1 protein-coding gene is annotated in these 254 nt (G+C 61.4%); it reads right to left on the bottom strand.

Translation table 11 applies throughout. The features are described from left to right. Positions 1 to 254, bottom strand: a 254-nt coding sequence (locus tag AC3XQU_RS24340; RefSeq protein WP_489876687.1) for an ABC transporter permease subunit, incomplete at both ends; no start/stop codon positions are given.

Genomic DNA, 254 nt, shown 5'->3' with positions numbered 1-254 from the left:
AAATACAACTTCGACGAAGATCACGCCGCCGAGGAGGTAGCCGACCTGAAGCCCGATGACAGTGACGATGGGCGGAAGCGCGTTGCGCAGCCCGTGCCGCCAAAGGATTGAACCTTCCGAGACTCCGGAGGCGCGCAAAGTTTTGATGTAATCCTGGCTCAGGACATCCACCATCACACTGCGCGTCATACGTGCCACGACCGCGAGGGGCACCAGCGCCGCCGCAACCGCCGGCAGAACGAGGTGGTTCATCA

The organism is Telluria sp. AZSoR62 (genome assembly GCF_058111565.1).
This window is presented reverse-complemented; position numbering and strand designations above follow the sequence as displayed.